The following is a 26,159-nucleotide window of genomic DNA, read 5'->3' on the forward strand; positions in this document are numbered from 1 at the left end:
GGCATTGAAGGTTCGCGATCGAAAGCCTCAGGAGGCGCCTCATGAATCTTCAAATCAATAGCCAATCCTACCAAGTCGATTCGGAGGGAGATACACCGCTCCTCTGGATCATCCGCGATGAGTTGGGCATGACCGGCACCAAATATGGTTGCGGGCTGGCACAATGCGGCGCCTGTTCGGTCCTTGTCGACGGCGAAGTGGTGCGCTCGTGCGTAACGCCGCTCGACAGCGTCGCCGGTCGACAGATCACGACGATCGAGGCGATCGAGGCCGACCCGGTTGGAAAGCGTGTTGTCGCTGCCTGGGTCAAGCATCAGGTTCCGCAATGCGGTTACTGTCAATCGGGGCAGGTCGTCGCCGCGACCGCGCTCCTCAAACAAACGCCAAACCCCTCCGATGACGAGATCGCCGCGGCGATGATCAATCTCTGTCGATGCGGGACTTACAATGCGATCAAGGCGGCGGTTAAAGACCTCTCCTCCAAGGAAGGAGAGACGCTATGACCGAAACCAGCCGCAATCTCGTTCCGGAGGATGAATTCCCTACCGGATCTCCGGTCAACATCTCACGCCGGCACTTTCTCCTCACTTCCGCCGGTGCGGCCGCCGGGGCATTCGTGCTTGGCTTCGGCATTCCGGTCGGCCGGGCACGGGCACAGCAGGCGGCGAATCCGATGCCTCCCGGCACCCGCGTTCCCGCCTTTCTCGAAATCCGCCCGGACAGCACCATCCGCTTCATGAGCCCTTTCGTCGAAGGCGGGCAAGGCGTCTTCACTGCAATGGCGCAGATCGTCGGCGAGGAACTCGATGCCGACCCGAAAACCTTTGTCGTGGAAAACGCACCCACGGGCAGCGACTATCTGGTCGTGCATGGCAAAATGCGCATCACCGGCGGCAGCATGTCGGTGCGCACTAGCTATGAGACTATGCGCCGGCTCGGCGCGCTCGCCCGCAACATGATCCTGCAAGCAGCCGCCAAGCGCCTGGATGCGCCGATTACAGAGCTGACCACAGAGCCGGGCCGCGTGATCCATGCCGCATCGGGCCGCAGCCTCGCTTATGGCGACGTTGCGAGCGAAGCACTGGATCTGCCGGTTCCTGCCCCTGAGAGCGTCGCGCTTCGGGACCCAAGCAAATTCCGCTGGATCGGCAAACCGGTCGAACGGCTCGATATGCATGACAAGTCAACGGGCAAGGCAATCTACGCGATCGATTGCAAGGTTGACGGCATGTTGCATGCCGCCGTCCAGCACGCTCCCCGCCTCGGCCTGACGGTCGGCAAGATCCGCAACGAAGCCCAGCTGAAGGCGATGCCGGGTGTTCATTCCGTCCATAGTCTGCCCGGCGCTGTTGCTGTCGTCGCTGAACGCTGGTGGAATGCCAAGCGGGCAGCCGAGGCCGCTCAAGTCGATTGGCGCGAACCCGGCTCGGACGCCGATCCTGCGCTCCGCTATATGCCCGCCGATTTTTCGACAACAGCTTTCAACGACAAGCTCGCCAACGAACCGGGCAATGGCAAGGAGGCGGAGAATGTCGGCGATATCGCCAAAGCGTTCGACGGCGCCAAGACCGTCATTTCCGCCACCTACAGGAGCCAGTATCTGCATCATGCGCAGCTGGAGCCGCCATCGACCCTAGCCCGCTTCAACCCAGACGGCAGTCTTGAAATCTGGATGCCCAACCAGGCGCCCGAGCAATTCCAGGCGGATATCGCCAAGCTGACCGGCCTCGACCCATCGAAAGTGACGCTCCACAGCCCCATTCTGGGCGGCTTCTTCGGACGGCACTTCCTGTATCCGTCCGCCAATCCCTATCCGCAGGCCATCCAGCTTGCAAAAGAGGTAGGGCGGCCAGTCAAACTGATCTGGAGCCGCGAGGAGGAATTTCTGCGCGATCCGATGCGCCCGATGGCGGCAGTGCGCTTCCGCGGCGCACTCGATGCCAACGGTATGCCAGTGGCGCTCGAGGCCATCAGCGCTTGCGAGGGACCGACCGAGGGCGTTTACGGTCACAAGGAGGATTCGCTGGATCCGACGGCCCTGGAGGGCCTGGCCGGCAAATCCTATGCAATCCCGAACTATCGCATCGCACAGATCTACGTCAAAAACCCGACGACACTCGCCTATTGGCGCTCTGTCGGCAATTCCATGAACGACTTCTTCTACGAGACCTTCCTGGACGAGCTGGCCGACAAGGGCGGGCAGGACCCCTACGAGCTGCGTCTCAAGCTGCTGCAAAAGAACGAGCGGCTGAGCAATCTCCTGAAAGCGGCCGGCGATCTCTCAGGCGGCTGGAAGCGAGGCCCCTTCACGGCGGAGGATGGCTCGAAGCGGGCGCGTGGCGTTGCCATGGCCTCTCCCTTCGGCAGCCATACGGCGGCAATCGCTGAGGTCTCCATTCACAACGGCCAAGTCGTCGTCCATGATGTCTGGGAAGCGATCGATCCCGGCAGCATCGTCAATCCGGCGATCATCGAAGCACAGATCAATTCGGCGACTGCGCTCGGAATGTCACAGGTTCTGATGGAGGAGGCCGTTTACAAGAACGGCGAGCCGGTGGCGCGCAACTACGACCTCTATCCGATCCTGCCGCCGGATCGCATGGCGCGCGTTCACGTCCGCATCGTCGAAAGCGGGGCAGAGATGGGCGGCATCGGCGAGCCGGGCCTGCCAGCCGTCCCTCCGGCGGTCGCCAATGCAGTTTCTACGCTGACGGGCAAGCGGATACGCAGCATGCCCCTCTCCAACTACACCTTTGAAAGCTGAGACGCAGCACTCGCTGCGCCAGGCAAAGTTCCGGCTCTCGGTCCATTTTCGGTCCGAGAGCCGGCTTGGTTGGCTCCCCCTTAGAGCCGGACGATCTTGTCCGGTTCTAGAATCAAAGAAATGGAGCATGATGTCGTCCGAAAACCGATCCCATTTTTCGGCATCATGCTCTGGCCGCATACGAAATCCCGAAGCAAAGACATGAGGGCACACTCTTGAAGAAACTTCTTCTGGTTCTTCTCCTGATTATCGTGCTTGTGGCCGGCGGTATTGCGTGGTTCGTCACGCGCAGGCCGGCTTCGCCCTTCGATAGTGTCGCCGCGACACAGGCGCCCTCGGAGGACCTGCTGCAGCACGGCGAATATGTTGCGCGCCTCGGCGACTGCGTCGCCTGCCACAGCACGCCGAAGAGCGCTCCCTTCGCCGGCGGGCTGGAAATGGGGACGCCGCTCGGCTCCATCTTCACGACCAACATCACCCCGGATAAGGAAACCGGTATTGGCAACTATACGCTCGCCGATTTCGACCGCGCCGTCCGCCAGGGTGTTGCGCGGGACGGGCATCGCCTCTATCCGGCCATGCCCTACCCTTCCTATGTGAAGATGAGCGACGACGACATTCGTGCGCTCTATGCCTATTTCATGAATAGGGTCGCGCCGGTCCAGCAGGCGGACAGACCCTCCGACATCAAATGGCCGATGAACATGCGCTGGCCTCTGGCACTCTGGAACGCCGTTTTCACCGAAGGCGGCACCTATCAGCCGAAAACGGCCGGCGACGACCAATGGAACCGTGGCGCCTATCTCGTGCAGGGGCCGGGACACTGCGGCAGCTGCCATACACCGCGCGCCATCACCATGGCGGAAAAGGCGCTGGATGAGAGCAGTCCGCTCTATCTTTCCGGTGCTCTTCTCGACGGCTGGTATGCGCCAAGCCTGCGCGGCGATCCCAATACCGGCCTTGGCCGCTGGAGCGAGGAGGATATCTATGCCTTCCTCAAGAGCGGCAGGAACGGTCACGCCGTCGTCTTCGGCTCCATGGCGGATGCCTTCAACAATTCGACACAGTTCATGACGGACGACGACCTGAAGGCGATAAGCCACTACCTGAAATCCCTGCCCGGCGATCCCGCCCGCGACGGCACGCCCTGGCGATACGACGAAGGCACCGCCCAGAACGTGTCGCTTTCCAACCGTGAGCAGATCCCGGGCGCCCAGACTTTCGTTGCAAAATGCAGCTTCTGTCACGGCATCGACGGGCGCGGAAAGCAGCAATGGATTCCGCCGCTCGCCGGCTCTGCCGCTTCGCTTGCGAAGGAAAACGCATCGCAGATCAATGTGACGCTGAACGGTTCCAGCCGCGTCGTGGCGAACGGAATTCCGGATGCCTATCGCATGCCACCGTTCCGCCAGCAGCTTTCGGACCAGCAGATTGCCGATGTCCTGACATTCGTGCGCTCTTCCTGGGGAAATCACGGCGGAGCGGTTGCAGCTAACGATGTGAAGGCCCTACGCGAGCATACGGATCCGGCAAGCAGCAGCCCGATCATATTGCAGATGCGGTAGCTCCTGGTTGCCCGTTGACCGTTGCCATGCCGCTACTCGTGACTTCCGGCATTGTGTCCCCATAAGCCTCAGGGCTATCGCATATGGGGCGGATGAGCACTGGAAATTCCTTCTCCCCAGCGGGGAGAAGGGACGCCGCAACGACTTCAGTCCATGCGATTGCCCTGCCATAAGCCGGGATCAAGCTTCTAATGTTCCTGCCCGGCAAGCTTGAGAGCTTGCGCCCGCTTTCTTCTCCGGCTCACCCGCGACGAGGGCGTCTTGACCTGCCCTTCCTGTGGCAAGGAAATGATCGCCATCAGACCGGGATTGTTGGGCTGAAGCAGGATATCGCCGCCATGCTGCCGGGCCACTGCCCTTGCAATCGACAGGCCGAGTCCGACGCCGCCCGTGCCCCTGTTTCTCGAAGCTTCCAGACGGAAGAAGGGCGCGAATACCTTTTCCTTCATATCCTCAGGTATGCCCGGGCCATTGTCTTCGACGACGATATCGATGGTGCCGGCCGAATGGTGAATATGGACCCTGGCATGGCCGCCGTAGCGCGCCGCATTTTCCGCAAGATTGCGGACGGCGCGGCGCAAGCCATCGGGCCGGCAGCGATAGGTCGTCTTCGGGCCTTCAATGTACTCCACTGGCAGGCCGAGATCGGCAAGGTCGTCACAAATGCTGCCGACCAGCGCCTCCAGTTCGATGGCCCGCGTTTCCTCGGCCGTGGATTCGCCGCGTGCGAAGGAAATGGCGGCTTCCGTCATGCTCTGAAGCTCGTCGATGGTCGATAGCATCTTCTGCTGGATATCGGCGTCCTTGACGAATTCCGCCCGCAACCGAAGCGAAGTCAGCGGCGTCCTGAGATCATGGCCGATTGCGGCCAGCATCCGGGTGCGATCGTCGACAAAGCGATGCAGGCGTTCCTGCATCCTGTTGAATGCCTCGGCCGTGCGCCTGATGTCATCAGGTCCTTCTTCGGGCAGCGGCGGCAGATTTTCGCCGCGCCCCAAGGCTTCCGCCGAAACGGCAAGCCGTCTCAGCGGGCGTGCGATGCGGCTGGCGATGAATACTCCGATGAGCGACAGGATGAGCGCGGTGGTCGCAAGTGAGGTGAGCGATTTCATATCCCACCAGCGGTCGCCGACATTCTTATAGAACGCCGTATTCAGCCACATGCCATCATTGAGCTTGACGGCAAGGCCATATCCATTGCGATCCCCGAAATAAACGAACTTTGCCGGCTGCGGCAGGCTCCAGAGAACGGGCGGTGGGGTAGCCCAGCCCTCGCCGGCGTTCGCCGTCATTACCCCCTTCGACATCAGATGATCGACATCCGGGCTCGAGCGCATGCCCCACTTCGCTCCAAGGTCGATAAAATTCTCGATCGGCCGTGCAAGTTCATTTGCCGCACGCGAGCGCCATGCGCCGGCATCCGTCGGCTCTATCTGCGAAAGCCAGAAACGGGAATAGCTGGTCTCGCTTGCGAGCAGCGCCTGTTCACGCAACGGCTTAGGCATGGATTCCATCAAGCGCGTGACGGAGGCGCACCGGCTGAAGAATTCGCTTTTCATGGCGGCATGCAGCGCCTTGGTGCGCTCGTCCCAGGAAATCGAAAACGTCAGGCACTGCGAGACGACAAGGGCAAGCAGGGTAAAGCCGATGAACTGGGCAGCAAGGCTCCTCCTCCACCAGTAGATCATTCGAACCCCACATCCGCCGAGAGGCTGTAGCCGCCGCCCCAATGCGTCTTGATGACCGAAGGGTTCTTCGGGTCCGGCTCGATCTTCTTGCGCAGGCGGCTCACCTGGTTGTCGATGCTTCTGTCGAAGATGTCGGCCGTCCTGCCAACCGTCAGATCGAGAAGCTGCTCGCGGCTGAGCACCATGCCCGGACGTTCGAGGAAGACCTTCAGAAGCCGGAATTCGGCGGTGCTGAGCGGGATGCCGACACCGTCGTCGCCCGAAAGCTCCTGCCGCCCCATATTGACGCGCCATTGACCGACGCGGATAACCCTGGCCTTTTTCAGCGTTTCCCGCTGCTGCTGCGGCACACCATTGGCCCGACGCAGGACAGCCCGGATGCGTGCCAGCAATTCGCGCGGATTGAATGGCTTCACCAGATAATCGTCAGCCCCCAGTTCAAGGCCGATGATGCGGTCGGTATCCTCACTCATGGCGGTCAGAAAGATGATGGGGGTATCCGTCGTCGCCCTGAGATGACGGCAGACGGAGAGACCATCTTCGCCCGGCATCATGACGTCCAGAACGATCAGATCCACCGCACCGCGCTCGAGGATCCGTCTCAGGGCGAGCCCGCTATCGGCGACGCTGACCTTATAGCCCTGCTGCTCGAGATATTGGCCGACAAGGTCCCTTATATCCGAATGATCATCGACGACGGCGATGTGCGCAGCTTTTTGCATGACGGTTTCCACGATCTCAAGTCATTCTACAGAAGGCCGCTCCGAGCCGCATCGAAAAAAGTGTATCAAAGTTTCACATAGACCGGAGGGTTGCGCCGCAAGCGGCACGCCCCACTTGAAAACCTTGCGACAGCCGGTGCAAGCCGTATCGAGAGGATACGGATTTCATCGAACCTGTCCTCGAAATCCAATCGATATGTTGCGCGAAGAGGTCCCCTGCAGCTGACAAACTATAAGGTTGTTGTCACATGGATGTGCCGCGGACGGGCAAATTTGTAACAAGCTGTCGCAGCTCTCGCACCACCGATATGCGGAATGGGACGACGACATCGCCTGGCTTCGATCAAGGGCAAATCCTGCTATATGCTCTGCAAAATAGGCCGCTTGCGGCAGCCGTCCAACAATCATTGCCGCGCCGACCTGTGCCAGAGCCGATGGCCGGCGCTGCCATCGCCGGCGACAGGCTTTTACATCTCCGGCACAAAGCTGCGACATGAGCGTCTTAACCTCCTGCCCGAAGATCACTTGCCCGGTCGAGACTATCGACGCTGACAGGAGGATATGGAATTGGCCATGGAATTATCACAGATCGCAACGCTTCGCCGCGTTCTCGAAATCTTCTGCGCCCGGCACGAACTGGAGTTCGCCGATCGAACGGCGATCATCGCCGCCCGCGAGCTCATGAAATTCGCCGACGAGGGCGAAACCGATCCCCTGGTTCTCGAGCAGCGCCTCGACGAGGCAATGCAGACTTCCGGCGGACCTATGCTGCCGGCCCAAAGGGCCGCGGCATCGATGGACGCTTCATCGGCGCGGCAGCAATGATTGTCCGCCTTAGAAATTGTCCGGTCATCTTCCGCACCCAAAAGCCTCGTTTAAATCGGAAGGCAAACCCATGCACCTTTCCCGCCGCACCGTGTTGACATCGATGGTGGCCGCGGCCGCCGCACCCAGATGGAGCTTCGCCGCAGGCGAACGACGGGCTCTGGTCGTCTATTATTCCTACACCGGCCATACCAGAGCGGTTGCCGAAAAGCTTCGAGCACTCTTGGGGGCCGAGCTCTTCGAAATCCAGATGCGCAACCCTTATCCTCTCGACATGCAGCGTGCAGCCGAGCAGTCCAAATACGAGCTGGAAACGGGAGAGCTTCCTCCCTTGCTCGATGGCCTTCCCAATCTTTCGAAATACGACCTGATCCTCGTCGGCGGCCCGGTGTGGTGGAATACCATCACGCCGCCTGTCATGAGTCTCCTCGAACGGATGGATTTTGGGGGGCGGAAGGTTGCCGCCTTCTCCACATATGTGCTGGAGCCGGCGCATTATGAAAGGAATTTTGCCGCACAGGCACGCAGCGCTTCGCTTCTACCCAGCCTGATGATCAGCGAATTCGAGGTCACGGAGAGGCTGGCGGACAAGGCCATCGCATCCTGGGCTCTCAAAAGCCTGCCGAAGGATGCGCCGCAAGCTCTCTAAGGTCGCCAACACACGCGGATTGCTCTCGCTCCGCCATCCGCGCATGTTGCAGCCTCTTGTCGCGATGACGCCGCATTCGCCGTGATATTCTGACGCCGCGGCATCGATGGTATTCTATGGTGCCGCAAGTCCTCCATCTGCGGAGATCCCAATGGACGAAGCATTTCCAGCGACATCGATGCCGGACCGCGATTGGTGGACGGCACTTTGGCCCGATCCGCTGGCAACACTCCAAGCACTCGGCATCAAGCCCGGCATGACCGTCCTCGATCTTTGCTGCGGCGATGGCTACTTCACCGCACCGCTGGCAAAACTCGTTGCCGGAAAGGTCTATGCGCTCGATTTGGACGAAACCATGCTCGAAATGGCGAGGACGGAAGCCGATCGACAAGGCGTCTCCGTGCAAAAATGGATCCATGCCGATGCGCGCGACGTCGCAAGACATCTTCCCGAAAATGTCGATTATGTCCTGATGGCGAACACGTTTCACGGTGTTCCCGATCAGCCTGGCCTCGTCCGCGCCATCCATTCGGTGCTCGCTCCCAAGGGGCTTTTCGGCATCGTCAACTGGGAGACGCGATCGCGCGAGGAGACTACGGTGCTCGGGCTGCCGCGCGGTCCCAGGACCGAGATGCGCATGGCGCCGGCCAAGGTCGCGGCGATTGTCGAGACCTTCGGCTTCAAGTCCCAGGCCGTGATCGAGCTGCCGCCCTATCACTACGGCGTGGTTTTCGCTGCCCTATAGCTGTGCCAAGGATGTCGCTGGTCATATTGCCAAGCGCTTCTGGCGGTCCCGGCCGAACGCAGGGACCGCCATATCAATCAGCTGAACGCAACAGTGCGTATCCTGCGGAGCGAGAGTGCGATCAACAGGCCGGCGATCGCCGCGACGGTGCCCGCCAGAAAGACGCTGCCATAGCCGGTCCGGTCGGCCAGAAGGCCGGCAAATGGCCCGGCCAGCCCGTAGGCGAGATCCTGAAAGGCCGAGAAGCCTCCAAGCGCGGTGCCGCGCAGATGCGGTTCCACCCGCCGGACGACCTCGCGGCCCATGGAAGGATAGATCAGTGAGCATCCGAGACCGGTCAGAAAGGCACCCGCCAGGGCGAGCATGGGATCGGCGGCACTCCAGATCAGCAATTGGCCTACCGCTTCGACCGCCAGTGACCCGAACGCGACCGGCAAGCCACCGATACGATCAGGCAGATGGCCGAAGAGCACGCGTACCAGAACGAAGCCGACGCCGAAGGCGGTCAGACCCAGCCCGGCATAGCTCCAGCCCCGATCAAGGAAATACAGCGTGAAGAAGGCACCGATCGCGGCGAAGCCTATGCCCTGAAAACACACGACCGCCCCATGCAGCCAGACCTTGCCGACGACGGTCCAGAATGGCGGGCGCGGCGCACCGGGATGAGGCGCAACGGCGGGAACCCGCCAGATCGCCATCAGCCCTAGGAATGGTAGAACAGCGCTGATCGCCGTTGTCCCGGCAAAGCCAAACCGGCTGAACAAAGCTAGACCGATCGGCCCGCCTACGGCGAACGCTCCATAGATGGCGGCGCCGACCAGCGCCAGAACCCTGCCCGAACGAGCCGGGCCGACGACGCCAATGCCCCAGGCGATGATGCCGACGGCAACCAGACTTTCGCCCAGCCCCAAAGCCAAGCGTCCCAGAAGGAGGAGTAGAAAGGACGGCAACGGCGTGTCGGTGAGAACGCCGGCACCCAAAGCCATCAAAGCCCCCACGACATAGAATGCAAGCCCCCGCGTCACAGCCACCTTGGCGCCGCGATGGTCCGAGAGCCCGCCGGCATAGCCGCGCGTGAGGATGGTTGCCAGAAAGGCGATGCCGACGCCGAGCCCGGCCCAGACATTGCCGAGCCGCAACTGACCGCTCACATAAAGCGGCACGATCGGAAACGAGATGCCGATGCAAAGATAGGAAATGAAGAGAATGACGCTCAGCAGCAGCAGCCGGCCGCGCGCCGGATCGGGTGTCGATTGAAAAGCCATGATAATCTCCAGGCTTTCCTCAATCGGCGAAGGCATAAAAAAACGCACTCCGACCGACGAGGATCGTTGAGTGCGTTGCTTGACGTCAAACGCTTACGGCCGGCACCGCCGGCTGCCATTCCAATAGGCGCTTGCCGCAAGCGTGTCAACATCGCGTTGACCGCGCCGGAGGCATGCTAGCCCGCCCCTCACCGAAGCCTGAGGCTTTTAAGATAGACGCAGAACATATCCGCCATGGCATCGCCATAGGCTTCGATCTCCTGCGCAGTTTGCGTGCTTTCCGAAAGCTGCTTTCCCGTGGCGCTCAGCGTCGTGGCGATCAAGTCCGCCGCCAGGACACGGGCCGCGTCATCGACCTCCGGCAAGGCTTCGCGCATGAAGAGCTGCAGGATGCGGTCCCCGGATGACCGCGCCTCATGCGCCTCCGGCGCATCGCGATAAAGCGGCGCCGCGTCGTTGAGCGCAACACGCATCGCGGCCTCCTCGCATTCGGAGCGGATGAACGCGTGGACCAGGGAGCGTAATCGACCCAGCGGTGGCGTTGCCGTATCCTCGAGGATGCGTCGCAGCATATCCGAAGTCCGCCGCCATTCGTCACTTTGCAGGCGAAAGAGGATCGCCGCCTTGTTGGGGAAGTATTGATAGAGGGAGCCGACGCTGACGCCAGCCTTTTCAGCAACCCGCGCGGTGGTGAAGCGCTGAGCGCCCTCCGTTGCCAAAACCTGAGCCGCAGCACTCAGGATCGCGGAAACGAGCTCGGTCGAGCGAGCCTGCTTCGGCTGCTTTCGCGAGGAAATCCGGGCTCTTGGACGATCCGTCATATCGAGGCCTGACAATGCGAATAGGAAAGATGACGAATTAATCGTATTTTGCGCGCCATGCAAACCGAAGAACAACATGGCGATGAAAGCAGCGGGCCGGCACGCGGAGCAGTCGAAACCGACGCCCTGGCAAAGACTGTCTCGCATGTGTGCCAAAGCCTGGTGAAAGCCGCACTTGCCGGCGCGAGCGACTCCGAGCTCGTCATTCTTCTCGGCCGTGCGCTGTATGCGGTGGGTCTCGACATTTCGACGATCGAGATCGGCTGTGATGCCGTCGATCCGGAGAGGGTGCAGCATTTCATTCGTTGGCGGCGAGACGGCGAAGGCACCGAAGACAATATTCTCGGCGGTAAGATCTTCACTGCCATGCTGGAGGAGGACGCAACGGTTCTCCGCCTTGATGCTCGCAGCGGTCGCCTTGCATCCGTTCCGCAGGATGAAGCAACGGACGCCATCGCCTTTGCGAACCATCTTGCCCCCGACGTCACGCTCGGCTTCTTCGACGACGTCATGAGCCTGTTCATCACCGAGCGTCCCGGTGGGTTTTCAGCGATGGAGATAGAGCTGCTGCATCTCGTGACGCCGGTCTTCACACTTGCCCTCGGAGCCCGATTGAATGCCGCCGCCGCGCGCGTTCTGCTGCAGACTTATCTCGGCCGCAATGCTGCAACCGCCTTGCTCGACGGCCGCGTGGGCCTTGGCGAGGTCGAGCAAATTCGGGCGATCGTGATCTATTGCGACCTCTTCCAGTTCACCTCGCTGACCGAACGGCTGGATCCCCGGCCTCTCATCGACCACCTCAATCTGTTCTTCGAGACGATTACCCGGCCTGTGGCTCGTGCCGGCGGCCAGGTCTCCGGTCATGTCGGCGACGCCGTCGTCATGTTCTTTCCCATTCCGGACGCCGAAAGTGAACGGCCGCTCTGTGCTGCTGCGGTAAAGGCCGCGCTGGAGGGGCTGCAAGCACTGGAGCGCGTCAATGCCATGCTGTCACGAAAGACGGCGCCGCCGCTGCGGGCCCGGATCGGCATCGACATCGGCGACGTCGTTCACGGCAATATCGGTTCCGCAGGCAGATTTTCGTTTACGATCATCGGCACGCCGGTAAACCGCTCGGCCCGATTGCAGGCCCTCGCCAAGGATCTGGACGCAGTCATGCTGATGACTTCGGCCCTCGCGGAGGCGGCCGGCATTCAATGCAAGTCTTTCGGCCGCCATGCTCTGAGGGGCTTCGACCGTCCGGTCGACATCGTCGGTTTCGATATCTCCGGCGACCACTGAAAATGCGAATGACAGCTCTCACGAGATTGCACCGGATGTGATCAGCTCGCGGATTTACTGAATATTTTCAAAATCATAAATGCATTCCACGCCAACATCGGCCGACGCGATTATGAAAAGCGACGAATTATTCGTATTTGTCGCCAACGAAAACTTCAGTCCTGAACGGAGAAAAACATGACGTCCCTGACGAACGCCCCGCTCGCACCCTTGCTCGATCGCCTGTTCGAGGAAGCCGATGCGACGTCGCCCGCGACAACTCCATCGGTCGCCGCCTACTGGAGCGGCCTTTCCAGCGAGGAACGCGCGCGTCTGGTGCGCAGCAAAACCGACTACCTCGATTTCTATGCCCGGCTGAAGGACATACCGCTCGCGGTCTCACGCGAGGCTGGAACCTTGCTCTATATGCTGGCGCGAAGCACCGGAGCCCGCACCATCGTCGAATTCGGAACTTCCTTCGGCATCTCCACCCTGCACCTTGCGGCTGCGCTGCGGGACAATGGCGGCGGGCGCCTGATCACCACCGAATTCGAACCCTCCAAAGTGGCACGGGCGCGGGAACATCTAAAAGCCGCTCGCCTCATCGATCTCGTAGATATCCGGGAAGGCGATGCCCTGCAGACGCTGAGCACCGATCTGCCCGATGCTATCGACCTGTTGCTTCTCGATGGCGCCAAGGCGCTCTATCCGGACATTCTGAGGCTGGTGGAAAGCCGCCTAAGGCCGGGAGCTCTCGTGCTGGCCGACAATGCGGATTTCTGCCCCGATTACCTCGCATGGGTGCGGTCGCCGGCAAGCGGATATATGTCTGTACCGTTCGCCGAAGATATCGAACTGTCGATGCGGATCGGATGACGCCATTCACGGCGCAAGCGCGTCCCTGGAGTGCTTGCAACATCCCCTGCATTCACTGCCGACTGCGGCGACGGCTTTCACATGCTCTATTGCGTTGGCGTCGCGGCCGTCACGCCGCGGTATGAACAAGCTTGAACTGCGAGCGCCTGTAGAAGGCCAGCATTTCCCGCTCGAAACTTTCCACGGCCAGCACGACCCACGGCTCGTAATGGTCTCTGCGGGAGCGCATCCTGCGTCGGCCATCCGGGTCGAGCATTCCGCGCAACGCCCAATCTACCAACCCCATCCCGTCACTCTCACCCCGCCAAGGTCCCTTCACCATCCGCCTTACCGGCCTCAATCGCGTCCGACGGCACGGCCAACGCTAAATAGGTAACCCCTGATCGAAAGAAAGGTGAAGAAACGTTGTATTAAGGTTTGTAACATGGGTTTGCCTGGGACTGTCGCATTGCGGCGACACCCGGCAGCCAATCCCGCTCCGCGGCGATCGCAAACAGGGCTGAACGAGGATGTCGGCGCCTGCTTCCATAACGATGGGATCATCTGAACATCAGGCGCGTGACGTGGCGATCGATCATCCGCGAATTCGCTTCGATCCAGCGCCAGACCATGGCCATGGCAAACATGGTCAGAAGCCATCCGAGCATGACATCCGACAGGAAATGAGCACCAAAGATCACGCGGTTGAACGCCACGAACAGCGAGCATGGTACCAGGATTACCGCAGCAATCCATCTGCGCCCCACAGGCACAAATATCAATAGGGACAGCGCCGCCGCAGCCGCGGCTGCTTCGCCGGAAGGGAAGGAACAATTGCGGGTGCACGCTGCCGAAAACTGCCACACCGGGGTAAAATCAGCTGTGCCCCCGAACTCGATCAGCTGACGAGGGCGCACGCGTCCAATCGCTACTTTTAGCGTCTGCACCACCAATAGCGGCCCGGCGGCAAAGCTCAGGAGCACGAAAAGCGGTTTGTGAGGAGGGCAGAACCGCAATCGCCGCGGCAGGAAAACATGCAGGACGATGATGACAGCCATGGTGCCGAGAATATAAGGCTGGCTTTGACGAGCAATGTCCCTCACCGCTTTCAGCCAGGGATTCTCCGCCAGCCAGAAAGCATGCCCACGGGTAAACAAGCGCGCGACCGCCATATCGAGCTTCGGAAAGACCACAAAGACAAAACTGGTCCAGACAATCATCATGCCGATAACAGCCAAGTCGCTATCCGCGGCTGCTCGCAACTGACGCGGCCGCACTTGACCGGAGCCGGAGCTCCAGGAATTCGATGCAAATTTCCACATGCCATGTCTCCAGAGGCGGAACGGCGCCAAGCTGAAGCCCGATTGTCAAGAAATGGCGAAGATCGCATCAAGGCTGTGTTCAGAATCGACCGTCGAACGATCGGAAAGCTGTTTGGAAATTGCGGAAGCGTGCTTTGTCCGCAATAGTAAGGTTAGGGCGACAAAACCCAACGAAAAACGGAAGAAACACAGGGCGCTAGGGTTTGGATAACAGTCTCGTTCTCATCGTCGAGGATGAACCGGCAATCGCACAGATACTCGAGGGCTATCTGACGCGGGACGGCTTTCGCACGGTTCGCGCCGGCGATGGTGAAACCGCTTTGCAGCACCATGCGCTTTTGAAGCCGGACCTGGTGTTGCTGGATGTTCGCCTGCCGAAACTGGATGGCTTCGGCGTGCTCGGCCGGCTGCGCCAGGCGGGCTCAACACCGGTCATCATGGTCACCGCCGTCGCTGATGACATAGACCGCCTGAGCGGGTTGCGCCTCGGCGCCGACGACTATATCGTCAAACCGTTCAACCCGCAGGAAGTCGTCGCCCGCGTCAGAGCGGTCCTGCGCCGGACGCAGGGCGAGCGCGCAGAAGCCATCAAGCGCTTCGGTGCGCTGGAGGTTGATTTTGGCAGCTATACCGTCTTCGTCAACAAGGACGAGCGTCGTATCGCATTGCCGCTGACACTCAGCGAATTCCGCATACTCGCCTACATGATCCGCCATCCGACCCAGGCTTTCGCGCGAGCAGATATTCTCGATGCCTGCCTGCCGGAAAGCGATGCTCTGGTGCGTACAGTCGATACCCACATCTCTAATCTCAGACGCAAACTGGAAGAAATGGGGCAGATCGGCTTCTTTCCCGCCGTGCGCGGCATCGGCTATCGCTTTTCGGATCCGCGATGAAAAGACAGAGAATTCCCAGCGCGCCGCTTGCAACGCTCACGGCCATAGTCACCACGATCATGCTGCTGCTCAGCGTTGGCCTGACCTATCTGGGGGTCAACTGGTATGCGACCTATCTGGAGCAAGGCATCAGCGAGGCCCTGCCGCCCAAGGCCGCGGCGACCTACAAGATGCTGAGCGAAAACAAGGTTCCCGACGGAGATTCCCTTAAGCTCCTGGTCGAACACCTCATTTCGCTGACGGAACCAACGGATCTCAAGGTGCAGCTCTCCGTCCTCGTTTTCGGCCTCTTGTCGGCTCTACTCTGCGCCGTAATCGGCGTCTTCCTGGCGCGGCGGCTTGCGCGCCCGCTCGAAGATCTCACTTTCGCCGCCGAGGGCCTGAAGTCCGGCGACTTCTCCGTCCGCGTCGCAGCCTCCTATCGCAGCACGCGCGAAGTCGCGAGCCTCGTTGAAACCTTCAACGCCCTTGCGACCAGCCTGGAGACGATGGAGGAAAGATTGCGCTTCAACAACATGGCGGTTGCACATGAGCTGCGCACACCGTTGACCATCCTGCAGGGATCGCTGCAGAGCATGCTCGATGGCGTGTTTCCGATGGATCGGAAAATCATTTCCGACCTCCTCCTGCAGGTCGAAGGCCTGGGACGGGTTGTCGAGGATCTGCGCACCCTGTCGCTCGCCATCGGCCAGAAACTCGTGATGGAACGTCAGCGCATCGACGCATCCCTGCTGGTCGAGACTGTCATCGCCTCGGCAAAACCCATGCTGGAAGCCAGCAAGCTGCAGGTCGAAACTGAGCTGAAACCCGCCTGGATCTCAGCCGACTCCCCCCGCATTCGCCAAGCCGTGCTGGCGCTGCTCGAAAATGCGTGCCGCTACGCTGCCGAAGGTGGATGGCTGCGATGCGAAACCGAGCAGCTGGCGGACGATAGGATCGTCATTCGCGTTCTCGATCACGGTCCCGGATTTCCGCAGGATATGGATGCCGTCGCCGTCAACCCTTTCTGGCGCGGCGACCCCTCGCGTTCGCGGGCGACCGGCGGCACCGGGCTGGGACTATCCGTGGTGCAGGCAATCGCGGCTGCCCACGGCGGACATCTTGAATTCGCAAATCGGCCCGAGGGCGGTGCCATGGTCGCAATTCATTTGACGGACGGTATGCCTGGAGAAACGCGCGGTTTCGGTGAGCAGGATACAGCCTCCGGACAATGCCGGCTTTGTTGAACAGGGCCACCGCGGTCGGGCCGTCAGTGGAAGAGTTCGCCGATATTGAGGAACCACGACTTTTTCTGGCTGCGCCTGTCCTCTCTCTGAATTTTCGAATGGGGGATCTGGAAGCCGTAGACGCACTCCGGTTCGCCGGAACGCTCAAGCCAGAAAGCATCGATGTTCGATAGCAGCATCGATTGCCGGGAACGCCGGCGATATTGAATCGGGTGCCTTGCCTGCGAAACCGCAAGGAAGTGCTGCATGCCTCCCTCCGCCGCCAGGCCCTGCAGCACGATCAGGATCGCCTCTTTGGGCCTGAGGCCGGCGAGATCGCGAGTTACCTCGATGATACGGTGCTTCGCGTTGCGCGGCCCCTGCATGCTCCCGACAACGAATGTATAGCGCCCCTCTACCCCTTGATTGACGAAGATGAATCTGACCGTGCAAAGAACAGCCTGATCGCTCACGCGCAGGAGTTTGATGGCGAAAGCACCCTCATGGCGGCCGCCGCTGCGGTCGGCGAGCGCAATGTGGCATGCATATGCCTCGCATTTGCCTTGCACTGTGCCCATTTCCAGCCATTCGCCGCGCCAGAGCCGTATCATGCTGTCTCTGGAGAGGATGGTTTCAGCAATCGAAAAATGCTCGATGAGAAGGGAGAGCCGACGGGAATTGGGCATTCCGTGGACAAGAAACTTCGAAAGCGGCTTCTGCAGCAGTTCGTCATGCGGCGGCGGCAACCCGCGCGTAGTCACGAACGCCGCGATAAAGCGCCACCAACGAATGGTCAGAAGCGGGTTTGCAGCAAAGCGGCACCAGAAGAGAAAAGCACGCTTCCAGCGCACGCGCAGGCTTAAGGTCAATATTCTCCAGATGACGATGTATCGCGATATAGGCGGTCGGGAAGCCGTTGGCGGCAACGCAGTACAAGGGGAAATCTTGGATAGGAGGCGCTCCGGCGCCGCAGCAACTGATGTCTTTTGATTCATGCGAAAGTCCGACGGATTTGGTTTCGCCGAACCATCTGCGTTGGGATTGTCAAGGTAGCGTCAAGACAAGATCAGCCTTTCATGAGGCATGCCACGAAGGGCTCCGAGCCTAAGCGATCTGATGCGCTCGAGGAAATCACGAAAGGCATCAGCTCTGCGGTCTCCTCCCATTTGCATTGCGAATGATCCCGACCGCGCCGATCGAACGCCGGCACGGCCCGGCTTGATATCAACCCAGGAAAGCGCGGATTTCGACTGCGATCTCGGCAGCGTGGGTTTCTAGAGCAAAATGGCCGGTATCAAAGAATTTGACCACCGCGTCTGGAATGTCCCGGCGATAGGCCTCGGCACCTGGCGGCAAGAAGAAGGGATCGTGCCTGCCCCAGACCGCAAGCAGACGCGGCTTGTAGGTTCTGAAATAATTCTGGAAGGTCGGATAGAGCGCGACGTTGCTCTTGTAATCGCCGAAAAGATCGAGCTGCACCTTCTCCGAACCAGGTCGGGCCATATAGAGACTATCGAGCGAATAGCCGTCGGGAGAGACCTTCGAGGGGTCCGGGACACCATGCGTGTATTGCCACGCCGTCGCGTCCGGCTGAAGGAATGCCTTCAGGGCGTTACGATTTTCCTCGGAGGCTTCGCGCCAATAGGCTTGGATCGGATTCCAACCTTCGCTCAAGCCTTCTTCATAGGCATTGCCGTTCTGGGAGATAATCGCCGTGATCCGTTCCGGATGCTTCAACGCCAGTCGGAAGCCGGTCGGCGCACCATAATCGAAGACATAGACGGCATAACGGTCGAAGCCAACGACTTCCGTGAAACGGTCGATCGTCTCGGCGATGCTGTCGAATGTGTTGCTGCCCTTCGGCGCGTCGGATTGCCCGAAGCCGGGTAGATCTGGGGCGATGATGTGGTAGCGATCCGCCAGAAGCGGGATGAGATCGCGGAACATGTGGCTGGAAGTCGGGAAGCCATGCAGCAGCAGAAGCTTGTCCGCGCCGGCCGAGCCCGCTTCACGGTAGAAAACCTTGACATCTTCGATGTTGACGCTGCGATAGGTGATATCAGTCATGTTAAGCTCCTTTCGTAACCTATGAACATCTATTTTTTTGGTTACCTCTCAGAATTCAAATGGTGCCGCGGACACACCTGCGTTGACACCGATATCGGCGACAGACGCCATCATCAGCGCGGACAACTCGACCCTCTGTAGTAGCATTGGCCTTCTCCCGCCAGTTGGAATAAATAACCTCTTTAATGACGCTGATATGGTTACTCTTCACATACGTAACTTGTCAAGAGGCTTTGGAAGGGTTATATAGCCGCTATGTTTTCGAGCGGCCTTTCAGCCCCCTGTCGGCCGGAATAAGGAGCAGTCGATGGACAGCCGTTCACCCGCCATCTTCGTTGGCGACACGCTCGGACTGGATTTCCTCAATTCGGTCGCAACGCCGGCGGATGTGCCGATCGACTGGATTGACGATGGAGAGGGTCTGCTGCGCTGGCTGGAACAGGCCGGCCTAGTGCCGCGGGAAACGCTTGTCGCCATGCGCAAGCAGGCGCTGCCGGGCGAACTCGACAAAGTCGCCGACCAGGCAAGAAGCCTGCGTGAGTGGTTCAGAACTTTCGTAAACTCCCATAGGGGAAAGCCGCTGGCATCAGAGGCCTTGAACGATCTGGAACCGCTGAACCGTCTGCTGGAACGCGATGAAGGTTTTAGCCGGATTGTCACAAGAAAGCCGGGCGAAGATCGCGAACTCTGCCTTCAGCCGATGCGGAAATGGCGCTCACCGGAATCGCTGCTATTACCGATCGGTGAAGCGCTGGGACGTTTCGTCTGCACGGAAGATTTTTCCGATGTGAAGGCCTGCGAAGGCCATGCATGCACCCTGATGTTCGTTGACCATACGCGCGGGCGCCGCAGACGCTGGTGCAGCATGGCGATGTGCGGCAATCGCTCCAAGCAGGCGGCCCATCGACATCGGCTCAAGCAAAGCTGACGCCAGTCCTGCAAAAAGACAGGCATTTTGCTGGAAGCATGAATTACGGCTGAAGCTAAGCGCAGCTCGCTCCTGCCCGATATCACCAGAGTCGAGCCGAGAACACCATTGGCTCAGGCCGGATCTTCCCTGTGAAGATCGTGAATGGCGACGGCATCATCGCTGAAGGGTGGCAGCAGCCAGTCGGTATGGCGCAGCGTGCGCTTGGTATCTTCAAGGCCCATGTCCCAATGCTCGCGCATCGACGTGCCGGAGAACTCATAGTCCTTGGCGTGACCTTCGTAGTTCTTGTGCTGATAGATCAGGTGCACGATATTGACGACGCCGGCATCGGAATAATCGGCAATTAGCTCTTCCTCTTCCGCGGTCAGCTGATCCTTCGGGACGCGCTTTAGGGCGCTCAGGAGCTTCATCTTCAGCCCGTGGATGCGTTTGAAATTGTCGGTGTTCTGCCGCGTGCGGCTCGAATACATGATGTCCTTGTGGCGCGAGAGCACGTCCGGCATGCTGCGCGGCAGGACGCCGCGGGCGCTGAAAAGATCCACCTGGAAGACGAGCGAGCTGCGGTCCTCTTCCTGATCGAGCAGATATTGCAGCGGCGTATTCGAAACGATGCCGCCGTCCCAGTAATATTCGCCTTCGATCCGGATGGACGGCAAGGCCGGCGGCAGGGCGCCGCTCGCCATGATATGCTCGGGGCCGATGCGCACTTTGTCGGTGTCGAAATAGACGAAATTACCGGTGCGGACATTCACCGCGCCGACGCTGAAGCGCTTCTTGCCATCGTTCAACACGTCGAAGTCGATCAGCATTTCCAGCGTCTTCTTCAACTCCGCGGAATCGTAGAAGCTGGTTGCCCCCTCGGCTCCCGGCAGCTCGAACCATGGGTTGGGAAAGCGCGGCTTGAAGAAGCCGGGCTGGCCCATGGTCATCGTCATCCAGGAACTGGTGCGATTACGGATATCGCGGAAGAAATCGCCTTCCGGCGTATAGGCCCAGATCTTGCGGCCGGAGATGATCTGCCAGAACTGCTCCAGACGCTGCAACCGCCGGCCCGGCTCGTTGCCGGCGATGATCGCGGCATTGACTGCGCCGATGGAGACGCCCGAGAGCCAGGTCGGTTCGCATCCCGCTTCGGCAAGCGCCTGATAGACGCCGGCCTGATAGGCGCCGAGCGCACCGCCACCCTGGAAGACCAGGGCAACGCGATCATATTGCGCGGCTATTTCCGGGATGGTCGGCGCTACCGCCTTGATATTTCGTTCGAGCACGATCCGTCTCCAGTATGGTCTAACAATAAGGCTTTCGGCTACCTGCGCTCGGCGAGATAGTCGTGAACGACTTCGCCTAGCCCGAGCGTCAGATCGGCGGTAAAATGAACCGCCGAAACCACTTCCAGCACGGGCAGTCGCGCGACGTCGGCCATGACATGCGGCCGAAGATCGAGGGCAGCCGGCGAAGTCCAGGCTTCCTTGATGGTGATATCGGTCAGATAGTAGCGCACGAGCTCGCAGATACGCGGCGTGGCATCGACATGCGGCACGATCTTGATCAGGAAATTCGGTTCCGAGAGAGCTGCTAGAAGCGGTCCCTGGTCGATCGGCTTGTGTTTGTAACCCATCGTGCCCGTGGCGCAGAGAACGCTGCCGTAATGCAGCGTGCCGACGATGACTTCGCCTTCGTTGACGATCTTCGGATTGGCAAGCTTCTTCGGAAAGCCCCAGATTTCGCGGCCGCCGGTGATCGGCGCATCGTCATCGAGATACATGGAGTGGACATAGCCACCCTTTTGTCCGCGATAGGTCACGGGGATGACCTGTCCGGTCTCGGTGTAATCACCAAAGCCAGTGGAATCGGGCATGCGGATGAATTCGTATTTCACCAGCGGTTCGTCGATTTCGAGCGGCGCCGGCACGACCGCTTCAAGCGCCTCGCGCGTGGTGCGATAGGTGATGATGATATATTCGCGATCGAAGAACCGATAAGGCCCTGGAGGATAGGAAGGATTGGTCAGCGGCATCGCATAGGCATGCTTCAGAATGTCTTCGACCTTCATCGTATTGTCCGTCGTTGGAGGAAATCGCCGGGCGCCAGAGCGAAAACTTGCACGGTTGCATGACAGTGAAGTGTCAGCCAATGATTGGCAGCGCCGCGAGGCAAAACCGCGCTGTTATCAAAGCGACATATCAGGCTGGCAGTGTGCGCTCATCTTGAGCATTTCCCTCTACCCAACCATGTCATAGAGATTGCAGGAGTTGCATCATGGGTTCGTTGACTTCGAAGAATGCGCTGGTCACCGGTTCGACGAGCGGTATCGGGCTTGCGATCGCCCGCGCCTTTGCCGCCGAGGGCGCGAACATCACGATCAACGGCCTCGGGGACGCCGATGCGATCGAAAAGGAGCGCGCGGCGATCGAAGCCGATTTCGGCGTGAAGTGCCGCTATTCCGGCGCCAACATGATGAATGGCGAGGAAGTGACATCGATGGTGCGTGAAGCCGAAGAAGCCTTCGGCAGCCTCGACGTCCTAGTCAACAATGCCGGCATCCAGTTCGTCGCCCCGATCGAGGAGTTTCCCGACGACAAATGGGAGGCGATTATCCGCATCAATCTGCTTGCTGCCTTCTACGCCATCAAGGCCGCCATTCCCGGCATGAAGGCGCGCAAATGGGGCCGCATCATCAATACGTCCTCGGCACATGCGCTGGTCGCCTCGCCTTTCAAATCGGCCTATGTTTCGGCCAAGCACGGCATTACCGGTCTCACCAAGACCATCGCCCTCGAAGCCGCTCAGAACGGCGTGACCGTCAACTCCATAGCGCCCGGCTATGTCTGGACGCCGCTCGTCGAAAAGCAGATCCCCGAGACCATGAAGGCGCGCAACATGACGGAAGAGCAGGTCAAGCATGACGTGCTGCTGGCCGCCCAGCCGACGAAGGAGTTCGTAACCGTCGACGAAGTAGCCGCTATCGCGGTGTTCCTGTGCAGTGACGCCGCCAAGCAGATTACCGGCACGACGCTTTCCGTCGATGGCGGCTGGACCGCCGAATAACACGGAAGCCATAGCCGGCACATGCTTGAGCACCGTGCCGGCTCTCAGCAGCCCAGGGCTGCAGCATCAACATGAAAACAGAGCAGGAGGCGCACAATGACCGACGAAACCCAGGACCCGCTCAGCCGTATCAAGGATGAGATCGTCGACAGCTTCGACGAAGAGCTGGAGATGCAGCTCGAAGAGGACCGGCTGGACGAACTGGTCGCAGAAGGCCTTATCAGCGAAGGTGAGGCGACGCTCGACCGCCGCGTCTATTTCCGCGAACTTTTCCGGCTTCAGCACGAGCTCGTGCGCCTGCAGGACTGGGTCCAATACAAGAAGCTGAAGGTCGTCGTGCTGTTTGAAGGGCGCGATTCCGCGGGCAAGGGCGGCGCCATCAAGCGCGTCACGCAGCGCCTCAATCCGCGCGTCTGCCGCGTCGTCGCATTGCCGGCACCGACCGAGCGCGAACGGCATCAATGGTACTTCCAGCGCTATACAGCGCACCTGCCGACCGCGGGCGAAATGGTGCTGTTCGACCGCAGCTGGTATAACCGCGCCGGCGTCGAACGCGTCATGGGCTTCTGCTCGCCGGAGGAATTGGAGGAGTTCTTCCGCTCCGTGCCGGATTTCGAGCGCATGCTGGTTCGCTCCGGCATCATCCTCATCAAATACTGGTTCTCGATCACCGATGAAGAGCAGGAATTCCGCTTCAACATGCGCATCCAGGATCCGCTGAAGCAGTGGAAACTGTCGCCGATGGACCTGCAGAGCCGCGTGCATTGGGAGGAATATACCAAGGCCAAGGAAGAGATGCTGGAGCGCACCCATATTCCGGAAGCGCCGTGGTGGGTCGTCCACGCCGTCGACAAGAAGAAGGCGCGCCTCAACTGCATCGCCCACCTTCTGAGCCAGATCCCTTACGAAAGCGTACCGAAACCGGAAATCGTACTGCCGGAACGTATGCGCAATGCCGACTATCACCGTACGCCGGTGCCGCCAGAAATGTATGTGCCGGAAATCTACTGATCAGGATCAATGAGGGGTCCGCCTCCGGCAGGCCCCTCTGAAGGATTACTTGAAAAACGAAATCCCTGTCACTCCGCTACCTGCAGGCGAGGCCGGCCCAAGGTCAGGCTGAACGATAGGCCCATTCGGACATGGCGCCCAAACCCAGCCGCTGCAAGAGTTCATAGGCAACTCTCCGGTTGATGGGATTGTGCAGCCTGAGAACTTTCGAGCCAAGAAAATCCATCTCCGCATGCTCAAACGGCAGGAGATGTCGTGCTTTGCCAAGTGCGGCCCGATAGAGCCCATGAAAATCCCGGCGGCAGACATAGGTCTTGTACTTCGTCACGCAAAAGGCGACAAAGCTATCGCTGTTTCTGCGCAGAAAATCCGAGACACCGACCGTAACCTCCGGCCAGGCCGGATTGAACGTATCGTCGAAGGCGATGATGCCATGATCGGCCAATACGCTCTTCGCCAACCGGCTATCAGCAACGATGTGGCGAAGCAAATGTCCTCCATCGATGCTGAAAAAACGAACCTGCCCAACCTTGTCGATGATGGCCTGCGGATCGAGCTCGGTGCTATCACCCGTTATGACGAGATCCTCATCAACGGGAATGCCCAGTGATCTTCCATTGTCGAGGAAGCGTTGATATTGCGCACCATCCGCTTCTATGTCGAAAAGGTCGATCGCAAGCACGTTGTCATCGGGTGCGCTGATCTTGCGCAGCAAAAAATAGGACCGCCCGTAGTAAACCCCGATTTCGGCGAGGCCGCCATAAAGTTTCTCCTGCCTTTGCTTTTCGATCAAAGACAGGAAGACAAGCGCATCCGGCGGATCGATGTAACCATCGATTTTCTGAAGATCGCTAAACACAAATTTTCGAACGCCCGATTTCAAATGTAAACCTCACTGGTTTTCTTCATGCATTTCGCCTCCGAGCTTGCTCATCGATTGGAACCGGTCGATCAAGAAACGCCCCGTTTCTGCCACGACTGCGGCAGCGAAGCCGGAAGCTCTCGAAAATTGGGACGGCACGGCCTCAAGGCGAGCACCGCTCACGAATATTGCGGCCTTTCTGTCGTATTCCGGATAGCCATGCGCGAGTTGGATAGTCCGGCCCATATTAGGATCAATGCCGAAACCACATCGCAGATGATGACGAATAGCGAGCCGGCATCCTAAGTGATGTATAATGTGAGTCTAAAATTCATATCATCGGCCGAGGAGACCGTCATGACTGCGCCGCATCCGTCCAAAACGCATATCGGCAACCATGCGCTGCATCCCGAAACTCAGATGCTGAATTACGGCTATGACCCGGAATTGTCCGAGGGCGCGGTCAAGCCGCCTGTTTTCCTGACCTCCACCTTCGTCTTCAAATCGGCCGAGGACGGACGCGATTTCTTCAATTATATCTCCGGCCGCACCGAGCCGCCGGCGGGCACTGGCGTCGGGCTCGTCTACTCACGCTTCAACCACCCGAACAGCGAAATCGTCGAGGATCGCCTCGCCGTCTATGAAAAGGCAGAAAGCGGCGCGCTGTTTTCCTCCGGCATGTCGGCCATCGCAACAACCCTTCTCACCTTCGCGCGACCGGGCGATGCGATCCTGCATTCGCAGCCGCTTTATGGCGGTACGGAAACGCTAGTCGCCAAGACATTCCTCAATCTCGGAGTAGCCGCCGTCGGCTTCGCCGATGGCGTCAACGAAGGCTCGGTGACGGCAGCTGCCGAGGAAGCGATGACCAAAGGCCGTGTCTCGGTCATTCTGGTGGAAACACCGGCCAACCCCACGAACAGTCTCGTCGATATCGCCATGATCCGCCGCATTGCCGATGCGATCGGCAAGAGGCAAGGACACCCGCCGATCATCGCCTGCGACAATACGCTGCTCGGCCCGGTCTTTCAGCGGCCGATCGAGCACGGGGCCGATATCTCCCTCTATTCGCTGACCAAATATGTTGGCGGCCATTCCGATCTGATCGCCGGCGCCGCCCTCGGCTCAAAAGCCGTCATCAAACAGGTGAAAGCACTGCGCGGAGCGATCGGCACTCAGCTCGATCCGCATTCCTGCTGGATGCTCGGCAGGTCGCTGGAAACGCTGCAGATCCGCATGGAACGGGCAAACAGCAACGCACGGGCGGTCGCCGATTTCCTGCGGGATCATCCGAAGGTCGAGCAAATCCACTATCTCCCCTACACGGATCCATCCTCGGCAACGGGCCGTACCTTCGCCGCCCAGTGCAGCGGTGCGGGCTCCACCTTCTCCTTCGACATCAAGGGTGGCCAGCCGGCATCGTTCAAATTCCTGAACGCACTGCAGATCTTCAAGCTGGCCGTCAGCCTCGGCGGCACGGAATCGCTAGCCTCCCATCCGGCAACGACGACGCATTCCGGTGTGCCTGTGGATGTACGCCATCGCATCGGCGTGCTGGAATCGACGATCCGCCTGTCGATCGGGATTGAACACCCCGATGACCTGATTGCCGATCTTGCTGCTTCCCTCGACGCCGCCTGATAAAGCCTATGCGGCCG

Annotated in this window: 25 protein-coding genes; 14 read left to right on the plus strand and 11 right to left on the minus strand. The window is 59.8% G+C overall.

Translation table 11 applies throughout. The annotated features are described in order from the left end of the window. The first annotated feature begins 41 nt into the window (after nucleotides 1-41). The 3 genes from AC13RC_RS14435 to AC13RC_RS14445 all read left to right on the plus strand — a co-directional run bounded on the left by AC13RC_RS14435 (nucleotide 42) and on the right by AC13RC_RS14445 (nucleotide 4,329). The gene (locus tag AC13RC_RS14435) at nucleotides 42-503 is read left to right on the plus strand and encodes a (2Fe-2S)-binding protein (protein ID WP_145319030.1); all 462 of its coding nucleotides are present in this window, start codon (nucleotides 42-44) and stop codon (nucleotides 501-503) included. Continuing rightward, nucleotides 500-2,764, plus strand: coding sequence for a xanthine dehydrogenase family protein molybdopterin-binding subunit (locus AC13RC_RS14440; RefSeq protein ID WP_488557527.1), 2,265 nt, complete (start codon nucleotides 500-502; stop codon nucleotides 2,762-2,764). The genes AC13RC_RS14435 and AC13RC_RS14440 overlap by 4 nt, the downstream gene beginning before the upstream one ends. A 215-nt stretch (nucleotides 2,765-2,979) precedes the next feature. Then, nucleotides 2,980-4,329, plus strand: a complete 1,350-nt coding sequence (locus AC13RC_RS14445; protein WP_488557528.1) for a c-type cytochrome — start codon at nucleotides 2,980-2,982, stop codon at nucleotides 4,327-4,329. Between the two features lie 188 nt (nucleotides 4,330-4,517). On the opposite strand, the gene AC13RC_RS14450 is transcribed toward AC13RC_RS14445, so the two are convergent. Continuing rightward, nucleotides 4,518-6,017: a sensor histidine kinase gene (locus AC13RC_RS14450; protein ID WP_488557529.1), complete on the minus strand. Its 1,500-nt coding sequence runs from the start codon at nucleotides 6,015-6,017 to the stop codon at nucleotides 4,518-4,520. Next, a complete protein-coding gene (locus tag AC13RC_RS14455) occupies nucleotides 6,014-6,739 on the minus strand; it encodes a response regulator (protein ID WP_183808869.1) in 726 nt (241 codons plus the stop codon). The genes AC13RC_RS14450 and AC13RC_RS14455 overlap by 4 nt, the downstream gene beginning before the upstream one ends. Nucleotides 6,740-7,312: 573 nt before the next feature. Between AC13RC_RS14455 and AC13RC_RS14460 the strand changes: the two genes are divergently transcribed. The 3 genes from AC13RC_RS14460 to AC13RC_RS14470 all read left to right on the plus strand — a co-directional run bounded on the left by AC13RC_RS14460 (nucleotide 7,313) and on the right by AC13RC_RS14470 (nucleotide 8,958). Then, entirely contained in the window at nucleotides 7,313-7,564 is a 252-nt protein-coding gene (locus AC13RC_RS14460; protein WP_488557530.1) for a hypothetical protein, read from the plus strand. Nucleotides 7,565-7,634: 70 nt separating this feature from the next. Continuing rightward, a complete protein-coding gene (locus AC13RC_RS14465) occupies nucleotides 7,635-8,213 on the plus strand; it encodes a flavodoxin (protein ID WP_488557531.1) in 579 nt (192 codons plus the stop codon). 151 nt (nucleotides 8,214-8,364) lie between these two features. Beyond that, complete coding sequence (locus AC13RC_RS14470) at nucleotides 8,365-8,958, plus strand: class I SAM-dependent methyltransferase (RefSeq protein WP_488557532.1); 594 nt, start codon at nucleotides 8,365-8,367, stop codon at nucleotides 8,956-8,958. 77 nt (nucleotides 8,959-9,035) lie between these two features. Here AC13RC_RS14470 and AC13RC_RS14475 read toward each other — a convergent pair whose 3' ends face one another. Next, nucleotides 9,036-10,223, minus strand: coding sequence for an arabinose transporter (locus AC13RC_RS14475; protein WP_488557533.1), 1,188 nt, complete (start codon nucleotides 10,221-10,223; stop codon nucleotides 9,036-9,038). Between the two features lie 188 nt (nucleotides 10,224-10,411). Continuing rightward, nucleotides 10,412-11,044 carry a TetR/AcrR family transcriptional regulator gene (locus AC13RC_RS14480; protein WP_488557534.1) on the minus strand — a complete coding sequence of 211 codons (633 nt, stop codon included), beginning with the start codon at nucleotides 11,042-11,044 and terminating at the stop codon, nucleotides 10,412-10,414. A gap of 57 nt (nucleotides 11,045-11,101) precedes the next feature. Between AC13RC_RS14480 and AC13RC_RS14485 the strand changes: the two genes are divergently transcribed. Both AC13RC_RS14485 and AC13RC_RS14490 read left to right on the plus strand, forming a co-directional pair. Then, a complete protein-coding gene (locus AC13RC_RS14485) occupies nucleotides 11,102-12,325 on the plus strand; it encodes an adenylate/guanylate cyclase domain-containing protein (RefSeq protein ID WP_488557535.1) in 1,224 nt (407 codons plus the stop codon). A gap of 177 nt (nucleotides 12,326-12,502) precedes the next feature. Continuing rightward, nucleotides 12,503-13,180 carry an O-methyltransferase gene (locus AC13RC_RS14490; protein WP_488557536.1) on the plus strand — a complete coding sequence of 226 codons (678 nt, stop codon included), beginning with the start codon at nucleotides 12,503-12,505 and terminating at the stop codon, nucleotides 13,178-13,180. A gap of 109 nt (nucleotides 13,181-13,289) precedes the next feature. On the opposite strand, the gene AC13RC_RS14495 is transcribed toward AC13RC_RS14490, so the two are convergent. Beyond that, nucleotides 13,290-13,466 carry a hypothetical protein gene (locus AC13RC_RS14495; RefSeq protein ID WP_162748755.1) on the minus strand — a complete coding sequence of 59 codons (177 nt, stop codon included), beginning with the start codon at nucleotides 13,464-13,466 and terminating at the stop codon, nucleotides 13,290-13,292. A gap of 253 nt (nucleotides 13,467-13,719) precedes the next feature. Next, nucleotides 13,720-14,397, minus strand: a complete 678-nt coding sequence (locus AC13RC_RS14500) for a phosphatase PAP2 family protein (RefSeq protein ID WP_488557537.1) — start codon at nucleotides 14,395-14,397, stop codon at nucleotides 13,720-13,722. Between the two features lie 287 nt (nucleotides 14,398-14,684). On the opposite strand from AC13RC_RS14500, the gene AC13RC_RS14505 reads away from it, so the two are divergent. Both AC13RC_RS14505 and AC13RC_RS14510 read left to right on the plus strand, forming a co-directional pair. Continuing rightward, entirely contained in the window at nucleotides 14,685-15,377 is a 693-nt protein-coding gene (locus AC13RC_RS14505) for a response regulator (RefSeq protein WP_145319062.1), read from the plus strand. Next, nucleotides 15,374-16,603: an ATP-binding protein gene (locus AC13RC_RS14510; protein ID WP_488557538.1), complete on the plus strand. Its 1,230-nt coding sequence runs from the start codon at nucleotides 15,374-15,376 to the stop codon at nucleotides 16,601-16,603. Before AC13RC_RS14505 ends, AC13RC_RS14510 begins: the two co-directional genes overlap by 4 nt. A 23-nt stretch (nucleotides 16,604-16,626) precedes the next feature. Here the strand turns inward: AC13RC_RS14510 and AC13RC_RS14515 are convergent, their stop codons facing one another. Further along, nucleotides 16,627-17,451 carry a DUF535 family protein gene (locus AC13RC_RS14515; RefSeq protein WP_488557539.1) on the minus strand — a complete coding sequence of 275 codons (825 nt, stop codon included), beginning with the start codon at nucleotides 17,449-17,451 and terminating at the stop codon, nucleotides 16,627-16,629. A gap of 355 nt (nucleotides 17,452-17,806) precedes the next feature. Next, nucleotides 17,807-18,649, minus strand: a complete 843-nt coding sequence (locus tag AC13RC_RS14520; protein ID WP_145319071.1) for an alpha/beta fold hydrolase — start codon at nucleotides 18,647-18,649, stop codon at nucleotides 17,807-17,809. A 307-nt stretch (nucleotides 18,650-18,956) separates the two neighbouring features. Between AC13RC_RS14520 and AC13RC_RS14525 the strand changes: the two genes are divergently transcribed. Further along, nucleotides 18,957-19,577, plus strand: coding sequence for a CGNR zinc finger domain-containing protein (locus AC13RC_RS14525; protein WP_488557540.1), 621 nt, complete (start codon nucleotides 18,957-18,959; stop codon nucleotides 19,575-19,577). 113 nt (nucleotides 19,578-19,690) lie between these two features. Here AC13RC_RS14525 and AC13RC_RS14530 read toward each other — a convergent pair whose 3' ends face one another. Together AC13RC_RS14530 and AC13RC_RS14535 are read right to left on the minus strand one after the other, a co-directional pair. Continuing rightward, nucleotides 19,691-20,848 carry a patatin-like phospholipase family protein gene (locus AC13RC_RS14530; RefSeq protein WP_488557541.1) on the minus strand — a complete coding sequence of 386 codons (1,158 nt, stop codon included), beginning with the start codon at nucleotides 20,846-20,848 and terminating at the stop codon, nucleotides 19,691-19,693. Nucleotides 20,849-20,886: 38 nt separating this feature from the next. After that, nucleotides 20,887-21,633: an acetoacetate decarboxylase gene (locus AC13RC_RS14535; protein ID WP_113329532.1), complete on the minus strand. Its 747-nt coding sequence runs from the start codon at nucleotides 21,631-21,633 to the stop codon at nucleotides 20,887-20,889. Between the two features lie 206 nt (nucleotides 21,634-21,839). Between AC13RC_RS14535 and AC13RC_RS14540 the strand changes: the two genes are divergently transcribed. Both AC13RC_RS14540 and ppk2 read left to right on the plus strand, forming a co-directional pair. Then, nucleotides 21,840-22,628 (plus strand): 3-hydroxybutyrate dehydrogenase, encoded by a 789-nt coding sequence (locus tag AC13RC_RS14540; protein WP_113329531.1) that lies wholly within the window; start codon nucleotides 21,840-21,842, stop codon nucleotides 22,626-22,628. A gap of 96 nt (nucleotides 22,629-22,724) precedes the next feature. After that, nucleotides 22,725-23,639 (plus strand): polyphosphate kinase 2, encoded by a 915-nt coding sequence (gene ppk2 / locus AC13RC_RS14545; RefSeq protein WP_113329530.1) that lies wholly within the window; start codon nucleotides 22,725-22,727, stop codon nucleotides 23,637-23,639. A 103-nt stretch (nucleotides 23,640-23,742) separates the two neighbouring features. On the opposite strand, the gene AC13RC_RS14550 is transcribed toward ppk2, so the two are convergent. Then, on the minus strand, nucleotides 23,743-24,522 hold the full coding sequence (locus AC13RC_RS14550; RefSeq protein WP_488557542.1) for a class I SAM-dependent methyltransferase: 780 nt from the start codon (nucleotides 24,520-24,522) through the stop codon (nucleotides 23,743-23,745). 336 nt (nucleotides 24,523-24,858) lie between these two features. On the opposite strand from AC13RC_RS14550, the gene AC13RC_RS14555 reads away from it, so the two are divergent. Then, nucleotides 24,859-26,142 (plus strand): cystathionine gamma-synthase family protein, encoded by a 1,284-nt coding sequence (locus AC13RC_RS14555; RefSeq protein WP_488557543.1) that lies wholly within the window; start codon nucleotides 24,859-24,861, stop codon nucleotides 26,140-26,142. Nucleotides 26,143-26,159 lie beyond the last annotated feature (17 nt).

Source organism: Martinezella sp. CNPSo 3890 (genome assembly GCF_057784455.1).